This is a genomic window from Kitasatospora sp. NPDC056800 (assembly GCF_042789775.1).
Classification (GTDB): domain Bacteria; phylum Actinomycetota; class Actinomycetes; order Streptomycetales; family Streptomycetaceae; genus Kitasatospora.
Map to the genome: position 1 here is coordinate 1 of NZ_JBHUAL010000304.1, position 7,979 is coordinate 7,979.

The window sequence follows — 7,979 nt, forward strand, 5'->3', positions numbered from 1 at the left end:
GCGGGCGCGGCCCGTGGCGCCCCCGGTGCCGGGGGGGTCCGCCCCGGCCCGCGCACCGGCCCGGTGGCGCCCCCCGGGGGGGGGGCCCCACGGAGGGGTCACGGTGTCACGCGGCGGTCGTGGTGCGGCGGACCGGCCGCGGCCTCACGCCACGGCCGCCCCGACCTGGCTCTGCTGCGGCTGGACGGCCGTTCCGCCCCCGGACGCCCCGGCGGCGGCGTCCGCCCGCCGGGAGCGCTGGCGCAGGTGCACGACCCACCACCCGAGCCCGCGCAGGGCGCAGACCAGCGTGGTGGCGAAGAACAGGGTGTAGACGACGTTGAACACCATCAGGATCGCGTACACGAAGGCGACCGAGCTGCCGAACACGAACTGGGCCCGGCCCTTCACCGGCGTCGTGCCCGGGTCGCTGATCATGTAGTTGGTGAACAGCACGAAGGCGACACCCGTCATCGGGCCGAGCGCGGAGAACAGCGCGACGTCCCAGATCCAGTGCCGGAGGAACGCCTGGATGGCGAACGCGCCGAGCCAGCCGACGATCAGCGGGGTCCGCTTGGTGAGCAGCGCGTTGATCACGGTTCCCGCCGTGGCGATGATCAGCGGGATCATCACCCGGAAGAAGGTGTTCGCGTTCTCCGTGAACTCGTAGGGCGGCGCGATGCTGAACCACGAGCCGAAGCACACCAGCGACATCGTGATCCCGAAGTTGGACGGGTTCATGAAGTGCCGCATCCGGCCGGCGATCGGTGCCTGCAGGGCGTGCTTGCCGCCGACGCCGATGACCACGCCGAAGACGATCGGCAGCAGCTGGTTGTTGCCGTAGGTCAGCATGTTGACCGCGAGCGCCGTGATGTGGGCCGGCAGCAGGAACTCGTACACGCCGCGGAACCCGTTCCCGCGGAAGCGGGGGGCGCGGCGCTGGGCCCAGGCGCTGATCAGCTCGAAGGCGATCTCGCAGGCGTAGGCGGTGAACACCGCGACGAACGGCCACAGCCAGGGCTGCTCGAAGCCGAGCAGGGTGTAGCCGAAGATGTTGAACACGCTGATCGAGAGGGCGAAGTTCCGCAGGGCGAGGTACCGGGGGTCCTTCGGCTTCGCGGGGGCGGCCGGTGCGGCCGCCGGGGCGCCGCCGGCTCGGGGTTGCACGCTCGCGCTCATCGGTTCGGGACCTCCTGGACCTGGTCGGTCAGCACGAGCGTGTGCGTGCCGGGGCTGAGCTGCTCGCTCTTCTCGTGCAGTCCGCCGGCGGCGTCCCGCCACCTCAGGTCGACGGTGACCGGCCCCTGGTGGGCGCCGAGGCCGAACCGCACGTCGAAGCTGCGGAAGCCGCCGTGGCCGCCCCCGCCGTCGAGCCGGGAGATCTGGGTGCCGGTCGGGGTGGTGACCCGCACGGTGGCGTCGTACGCGGGCGCCCCGGTGTTCACCAGGCCCTGGCCCGCGGCGCCCTCACCGGTCGGCCGGTAGAGCCGCAGGTTCAGCTGACTGCCCAGCGCCGGCGCGGTGTTGGCGTAGAAGGCGGGCGGCCCCCACTGGCGGGCCACCGCGAAGTCCAGCCGGCCGGTGCCCGTGGTGTCGCCGGTGGCGAGGCCGCGGGTCGGCGTCGGCACGGCGATGCCCAGCCGGGAGCTGATGTTCACGTACGGGCCGTCGGGGGTCTTGGCGTAGAAGGCGATCGCCTCGTCCCCGGCGATGTCGTCGCCGGGCTGGACGTTGGGCCACATCGCGGGGTTGGACAGCAGGTCGTCGTTGGTCATGGCCATCTCCTGGAGCCACGGCCAGCGGTCGATCTTCCCCTTGACGAAGCCGGTGGCCTGGAGCACCGCGAGGTCGCCGCTGTTGAGGAAGTCGCCCATCTTGGTGTCCCAGCCCCACCCGGTCCAGGCCATGCCGTGCTCCTGGGCCTCCTGGGTGAACGGGGCGATGCCGGCGGCGAGCTTGCGGCGCATGTCGGCCTCGTCCTTGGCCTTGTTGATCCAGAGGAAGTTGCTCTCCTCCAGGCCCCAGGCGACGGTGATGTTGCTGACCATCATGTCGAAGTCGCCGTTGCGGCCGATGTCGCCGAAGTCGACGCCCATGCCCTTGAACGAGCCGTTGCCGAGGACGAAGGACTTGGGCGTGGTCGGCGTGCGCTCGCCCTTGGCCTCGCTGAACTCGATGTGCCCGGGCGTGGACCGGTTGTAGAGCAGGTGCCCGTGTCCGAAGTCGTTGGCGATGTACAGCTCGGGCAGTCCGTCACCGGTCAGGTCGGCGCCCGAGATGGCCAGCGTCCACCCGGTCGACGCGTCGTAGGGGATCGCGCCCTTCTCCTCCACGTACGACGCGGTGGGCTCCGTCCCCGAGGTGCTCTGCTGCCAGCGCAGCACGTGGTCGCCGCCGGCGTTCTTGGCGCTGGACAGCGAGTCGTTCATCACGACGTTGTTCAGCCCGTTCGGGTCGAGCACGTCGGAGTCGGGGAAGTAGTTGCCGATCACGATCGACGGGCGCCCGCTGCCGTCGATGTCGCCGACGTAGTCCGCGTCGGTGTTCCAGCGCGGGCCGTGGTACTTCCCGTCCAGGGACTCCGAGGGCACCAGCTCGCGCGGCACGTAGGAGGCCGCGGCGGGGGTCGTGGCGTCCGACCTGGCCATGAACAGGATCGGCGTGCGGCCCCAGTACGTCACCAGCAGGTCCATCCGGCCGTCGCCGTTGAAGTCGCCGGGCGTGCAGCCGGTGGGCGCCATGGTGTCGTCCATCGGCAGCGGCCTGCCGTCCAGCACGAAGGGCGTGAAGCGGTCGGCCGGCCGGGCGGTCGGGGTGTACGTCACGATCACGCTGTCGGTCCTGGTGTCGACGATGCACATGCCGTCGGCCACGCCGTGCCCGGTCAGGTCGTTGATCGCGATGCTGGCCCCGACCGAGGAGATCCACGAACGGATCTTCTGGTAGGCCGGGTTGACGGTCCGGACCGTCCGCATCGGCCGCTGCTCGTAGCCGGGCGGCATCGCGATGGGCAGTTCCTTGAAGCCGTACTGCTTCGCGACCTCCTCCGCCCCGGCCGCCGCGACCGAGGTCCGTACGGCGAAGAACAGCGAGGTGGCCACCATTATCACCACCAGGCCTGGAATCAGTCTGCGGATTCGTTCACGGTACGCCACCGGGTTCCCCTCTCGACGGATCGAATACGACCCCGTGCCCGCGTCGAGTGCAGGACGCGGCCAAAACCCCCTGCTGGCAGGACGGTTCGGGATGACGGAATTCACGACCCGAAATGCGCCGGCGATAGGCACGTCACGCGCGGGTCTACTGTACGAGGATGTACGCAAAGCACTCGGAATCGCTACTTCCCCGTTGCTCAGCGGGAGGAATTGCGGCAGCCGCCGGGACCGTCGGCCGGCCCGCGACCGCACGACGAAGCGCCCTCCCGCGCGCGTGCCGCGGAAGGGCGCTTCCAGAACTCAAGGGAGGTTCACCGGGGGGGAATGACTTCCCCCGTCCGCCGGTTCACCGGTTCACCGGTCAGGCGTACGTGACGACCGCGCGGAAGCGCGCCTCACCCCGCTCGACCCGGTCCAGCGCCTCGGCGACCCGCTCCTTGGGGAAGGTCTCGACCAGCGGCGTGACGGCCCCGGAGGCGACCAGGTCGAGGGCCTCGGTGAGCCGGTCGAGGCCGTTGTGGGTGGCGCCGATCACCTGCTGGCGCTGCGCCCAGAACGGGCTGGTCGGCGGGATGGCGAAGGGCTCGACCGGGTCGATGGTGGCCAGCACCATCCGGCCGTTCGGCCGCAGCCCCTGGAGGGCCCCGGCGGCGGCCCGGCAGGAGGTGCCGGTCACCAGGACGACGTCGGCGCCGCCGATCGCCCGCAGCCCCTCACCGTCGGCGACCACGTGGTCCGCGCCCAGGGTCCGGGCCAGCCGGTGCTTGTCCGGCGAGCTGGTGACGGCCACGGTCTCGAAGCCGCCGGCCCGGGCGAACTGCACGGCGAGGTGGCCGAGTCCGCCGATCCCGAGCACCGCGACCCGTTCACCCGGTCCGGGATCGGCGGCGCGCAGCGCGCTCCACGCGGTGTAGCCCGCGCACAGCACGGGGGCGGCGGTCTCGTACGGGACGGCGTCCGGCAGCAGCACGGTGCTCGCGGCCGCCACCGCGACGTACTCCGCGTGTCCGCCCTGCACGGTGAGGCCGCTCATCACGGCCTCCGGGCAGTTCATCCCGGACTGCCCGGAGAGCGGGAGGTTGAGCCGGCAGTACGCGCACCGGCCGCAGGTCGCCTGCACCCAGGTGGCGCCGACCCGGTCGCCGACCCGGCGGCCGGTCACCCCGGCGCCGACCTCGACGACCTCCCCGGCGGCCTCGTGCCCGACCACCACCGGAGCGAACGCCGGGAAGGGGAACACGCCCTGACTGACCAGCAGGTCGTTGTGGCAGACCCCGCAGGCGTGGACCCGGATCAGCACCTGGCCGGGACCGGGCCTCGGGGTGGGGATCTCGCGAAGCTCCCAGCGCGCCTTGGCCTCGGGTACGACGGCTGCCCACATCGGCCGAACCACCTTTCCTGTCAACTGCTCCGCGGCCCGAGCCGGACCGGGAGGGTCTGGACGCCGTTCATGATGAAGGTGGCCTGCGGTGCCAACTCCTCGGCGGGTACGGCGAGTTCAAGGTCCGGGAAGCGCCGGAACAGCGCGGCGAGGGCGGTCTCGGCCTCCATCCGGGCCAGCGGCATGCCGATGCAGCGGTAGACGCCGTGGCCGAAGGAGAGGTGCTCCTTGTTCGCCCGGGTGGCGTCGAAGGCGTCGGCGTCCTCCCCGTGGACGGCGCGGTCGCGGCCCGCCGCCGCGAAGTTGATCAGGACGGGCTCCCCCTTGGCGATGGTGACCCCGCCGAGCTCGATGTCCTCCACCGCGAAGCGGAACGGCAGGTGCGCGACCGGCGCCTCGGCGCGCAGGCTCTCCTCGATCACCTCCGCCCAGCCCACCGCGCCGGACCGGAGCAGCGCCCGCTGGTCGGGGTGGGTGAGCACGGCCCGGACGGTGTTGGCGAGCAGGTTCATCACCGGCTCGGTCCCGGTGGCGAGCAGCAGGTGCAGGGTGCCGACCAGTTCGGAGTCGCTCAGCCGGGATCCGTCCTCCTCCTGGGCCTGGACCAGGTCGCTGGTCAGATCGTCCCCGGGGTCGCGGCGCTTGCCCTCGACGAACTCCAGCATCTCCCGGTGCCACCGCTCGACGTTGGCCGCGGACTCCTCCGGCGTGATGGTGGTGTCGACGTTCACCTCGCCGCCGCGCAGCATCCGCTCACGGTCCCCGGCCGGCACGCCGAACAGGTCGCAGATCACCCGGGCCGGCATCGGATGGGCGAAGCGGGCCTTGAGGTCGACCACCTCGCCGGGCGCGAGGCGGCCGAGGTCGTCCAGCAGCTCCTCGACGGCCTTCTCCACCTCGGCCCGCATCGCCTCGACCCGGCGCGGGGTGAAGGCGCCGGCGGTCAGCCGCCGCAGCCGGGTGTGGTCGGCGCCGTAGCGGGTGGTGAGGTTGTCCATCAGCACCCAGCCGATGAGCGGGAAGTCCGCGCCGATCCGGCCCTCGGCGAACGCCGCCCAGTGCCGGCGCGGGTCCTTGGACAGGCGGTGGTCGGCCAGGGCCAGCCGGGCGACGTCCTGGCCGGTGATCGACCAGGCCGGTACGCCACCGGGCAGTTCGATCCGGGCGACCGGGCCGTTCGCCCGGATCCGGGCACCCTCCGCGTGGATGTCACGTCCGGCTCGGTCGATGACGACGGGGGCGGGGAGTGACACGGAAGCCTCCAGGCGGTCGGAGCGGGGCGCGGGCGGAGTCAGGGAGTCGCCGGGTCGCGGGGCCACGCGGCAGCGGGGCCAGGGCCGTTGACCGGCCCTGTCGAGGCTGGCACCCGCGCGGGGTGCCCGCATCTCCCGGCTTGCGGCGTCCCCCCGCCGGGCGGCGGGGCGGCCGCCCAGCGCAATCGGGAAGATGCGGCGGCCGACGGCCCGGTGTGACGCTGGCCGTCACCGGGCCGTGGTGATCGCGGCCGGGAACCGCCGGATAAGGAGAGAGCCATGTCCGCCACTCCCCCGCCCACCGCCGCCGACGTCGCCGCGCTGCGCGCCGTCCCGGAACTCATCATCGCGGCCTGGGCACGGCACGACGCCGACGGCTTCGCCTCGGTCTTCACCGACGACGCGACGCTGATCCTGCCCGGGGACGTCTACCTGACCGGCCGCGAGCAGATCCGCGCCTTCATGGCGCAGGCGTTCGCCGGCCCGTTCAAGGGCACCCAGGTCACCGGTGAGCCGCAGTCGGTCCGCCCGCTGGCCGACGACGTGGCCGTCCTGGTCACCAAGGGCGGCGTGCTGGCCCCCGGGGACACCGAGGTGACGCCCGAGCGGGCGATCCGGGCGACCTGGGTGCTGGCCAGGCAGGGCGCCGACTGGCGGATCGCCTCGTACCAGAACACCCCCGTCGCCGCCTGAGCCCGGAGCCGGAGCGGCGGGGCCGTCGCCCGCTCTCCCCGCCGGAGAGCGCGCGGCGGCCCCGGCTCCGCACCGACCGCCGGCCCTCCCCCGGCGGCCCGGCCGATCGACGCTCCGGGGCGCCGCGCGGCCGGTACAGTGCCGTGCGGGACGGTGCCGTACGGCTGCGGCACCCCCGCACGGACCGGCCGGTACGCCGGCCGCCACCCCTCCGGCGCCGGCCCGGGTCGGCGCACGGTCCCGCTGAGAGGACTCGGATGCGTCCCTTCCGTATCGACATCCCGCAAGAAGCCCTCGACGACCTGGACCGCCGGCTCGCGGCCACCCGCTGGCCCGGCGAAGTCCCCGGCGCCGGCTGGCGGCGCGGCGTGCCGCTCGGCTACCTGAAGGAACTGGCCGAGTACTGGCGCACCGGCTTCGACTGGCGCAAGGCCGAGGCGCACCTCAACTCCTTCCCGCAGTTCCTGACCGAAGTCGACGGCGTGGACGTCCACTTCCTGCACGTCCGCTCGCCCGAGCCGGACGCCCTGCCGCTGGTCGTCACCCACGGCTGGCCCGGCTCGGTGGCGGAGTTCCTGGACGTGATCGGCCCGCTGACCGATCCGCGGGCCCACGGCGGCGATCCCGCCGACGCGTTCCACCTGGTCATACCCTCGCTGCCCGGCTACGGCTTCTCCGGCCACCCCCGGGAGGCCGGCTGGGACACCGCCCGGGTCGCCCGGGCCTGGGCCGAGCTGATGCGTCGGCTCGGCTACGACCGGTACCTCGTCCAGGGCGGCGACTGGGGCATGCCGGTCTCGCTGCAGCTGGGCCTGGCCGACCCGGAGCACGTGGCCGGCGTCCACCTCAACATGCTCGCCACCTTCCCGCCGCAGGACCCGGCCGAGTTCGCGCGGCTGGACCCGGCGGACCGGGCCCGGCTGGAGTTCGCCGGGCACTTCGAGCAGGACGGGGCCGGCTGGCGGAAGATCCAGTCCACCCGGCCGCAGACCCTCGCGTACGGCCTGACCGATTCGCCGGTGGGCCAACTCGCCTGGATCGTCGAGAAGTTCATGGAGTGGACGGCGGCCGGGACGGTTCCCGAGGACGTCGTCGACCGGGACCGGCTGCTGACCGACGTGGCGATCTACTGGCTCACCGCCTCCGCCGGCTCCAGCGCCCAGCTCTACTACGAGTCCAACCGGCTGGACGCCGACTTCCTCCGCACCTGGGCCGGCCCCTGGCCGCTGTCCGCGCCGGTCGGGGTGGCGGTGTTCCCCGAGGACGCGGTCCGGCCGATCCGGCGCTGGGCCGAACGGATCCTGCCGACCCTCGCCCACTGGTCCGAGTTCGACCGCGGCGGGCACTTCGCCGCCCTGGAGCAGCCCGGGCTGTTCGTCGACGACGTCCGGGAGTTCGCGCGTCGGGTCCGCTGAGCGGACCGTTCACGGAGTCGCCCGGCCCCGGGGGGGCGGGGGCGGGCGCGGCCCGTCCGGCGGGCGGCCCGTGCCGCGGGGGGCCCGGTCCCAGACGGGGGCT

6 protein-coding genes are annotated in these 7,979 nt (G+C 73.2%); 2 read left to right on the forward strand and 4 right to left on the reverse strand.

Annotated elements, in window-relative coordinates:
- Window positions 1-144: 144 nt before the first annotated feature.
- From ACFRQN_RS38695 to ACFRQN_RS38710, 4 genes are all read right to left on the reverse strand, one after another.
- Window positions 145-1,158, reverse strand: a complete 1,014-nt coding sequence (locus ACFRQN_RS38695; protein ID WP_074002832.1) for an enediyne biosynthesis protein — start codon at window positions 1,156-1,158, stop codon at window positions 145-147.
- Window positions 1,155-3,083, reverse strand: coding sequence for a CRTAC1 family protein (locus ACFRQN_RS38700; RefSeq protein ID WP_181970774.1), 1,929 nt, complete (start codon window positions 3,081-3,083; stop codon window positions 1,155-1,157). The genes ACFRQN_RS38695 and ACFRQN_RS38700 overlap by 4 nt, the downstream gene beginning before the upstream one ends.
- 412 nt (window positions 3,084-3,495) lie before the next feature.
- On the reverse strand, window positions 3,496-4,515 hold the full coding sequence (locus tag ACFRQN_RS38705; protein ID WP_380745291.1) for an alcohol dehydrogenase catalytic domain-containing protein: 1,020 nt from the start codon (window positions 4,513-4,515) through the stop codon (window positions 3,496-3,498).
- Window positions 4,516-4,535: 20 nt separating this feature from the next.
- Window positions 4,536-5,768, reverse strand: a complete 1,233-nt coding sequence (locus ACFRQN_RS38710; RefSeq protein ID WP_049650276.1) for a cytochrome P450 — start codon at window positions 5,766-5,768, stop codon at window positions 4,536-4,538.
- A gap of 279 nt (window positions 5,769-6,047) precedes the next feature.
- Between ACFRQN_RS38710 and ACFRQN_RS38715 the strand changes: the two genes are divergently transcribed.
- On the forward strand, window positions 6,048-6,461 hold the full coding sequence (locus ACFRQN_RS38715; RefSeq protein WP_049650275.1) for an SgcJ/EcaC family oxidoreductase: 414 nt from the start codon (window positions 6,048-6,050) through the stop codon (window positions 6,459-6,461).
- Window positions 6,462-6,718: 257 nt separating this feature from the next.
- On the forward strand, window positions 6,719-7,876 hold the full coding sequence (locus tag ACFRQN_RS38720; protein WP_380745294.1) for an epoxide hydrolase family protein: 1,158 nt from the start codon (window positions 6,719-6,721) through the stop codon (window positions 7,874-7,876).
- Window positions 7,877-7,979 lie beyond the last annotated feature (103 nt).